At 64.2% G+C, this 1,048-nt stretch carries 1 protein-coding gene; it reads right to left on the bottom strand.

The features are described 5' to 3' along the window. Positions 1-150 precede the first annotated feature (150 nt). Positions 151-906: an IS21-like element helper ATPase IstB gene (gene istB / locus BLV04_RS24225; protein WP_093038699.1), complete on the bottom strand. Its 756-nt coding sequence runs from the start codon at positions 904-906 to the stop codon at positions 151-153. Between the last annotated feature and the right edge of the window lie 142 nt (positions 907-1,048).

Consider the following 1,048-nt stretch of genomic DNA (forward strand, 5'->3'; position numbering starts at 1 on the left):
TGCGTATTCCGGTGAAAGTGGCCACCCGGTCCGAAGGAAAGTGGCCACTGGTTCTGATTCAATCCGGCCAGTCAGTCCGAAGGAAAGCGGCCGGTGATTCTGGCCAAAGCGGCCGGTCCGAAGTGGCCGCGCGACACGGGATGGGTTTAGTTACGCGAGGGCGGGGTCGTCTGTCAAGCGGGTGGTGTGTTTGCGCATTGAGTCTCCGGTCAAATTGATCTTGTAGGCGCAGTGGACGAGGCGATCGAGGATGGCGTCGGCGAGGGTCGGATCGCCGAGGTAGTCATGCCAAAGGGTGACCGGGAGTTGGCTGGTGACCAGGGTGGCGCGCCGCTTGAAGCGGTCGTCGAGGATTTCGAGCAGATCGCGTCGCTGCTCGTCATTCAAAGGGGCCAGTCCCCAGTCGTCCAGGACCAGCAGCTCGGTGCGCGCCAGCTCGGCGAGCAGCTTGGTGTAACGCCCCTCGGCGCGGGCCATCGCCAGATCCTGCAGCAGGCGGGGCAGGCGCAGGTAGCGCACGGTGAAGCCGTCGCGACAGGCTTTGTTGGCCAGGGCGCACGCGATCCAAGTTTTCCCCACGCCGGTCGGCCCGGTGAGGATGACGTTGAGGTGCTCGCCGATCCACTGACCGGTCGCCAGGCGGCTCATCAGGGCTTTGTCCAGGCCGCGGTGAGTGCGGTAGTCGAGGTCTTCGATGGCCGCCGGCTCACGCAATTTGGCCTGTTTCAGACGGGTCTTCAGGCGTCGATTCTCACGCGTGGTCAGTTCGCGATCGAGCAGCAGGCCGAGGCGCTCCTCGAAGCTCAGGGTCTGGATCTGCGGCATGTCCAATTGTTCCTGCAGGGCTTTGAGCATGCCGTCGAGGCGCAGTTGTGCGAGGGTCTCGAGGGTGGGGTGAAGCAACATGGCGATGGTCTCCGGAGTCGGTGAGGACCCCGTCGTTCGACGGGGTCATGGTGAGGGTCAGTGGTAGTAGTCGGCGCCACGCAGATTGGCGTGATCCAGCGGCAAACTCAGCTGATCGGGAGTCGGCAAGGGCCGCCGATCG

Origin of the sequence: Thiocapsa roseopersicina, assembly GCF_900106925.1 — a bacterium.
Taxonomy (GTDB): Bacteria; Pseudomonadota; Gammaproteobacteria; order Chromatiales; family Chromatiaceae; genus Thiocapsa; species Thiocapsa roseopersicina.

Bases quoted from the DNA above. Each gene is read 5' to 3' on its own strand.
- istB (WP_093038699.1), bottom strand. From the start codon at position 906: ATGTTGCTTCACCCCACCCTCGAGACCCTCGCACAACTGCGCCTCGAC.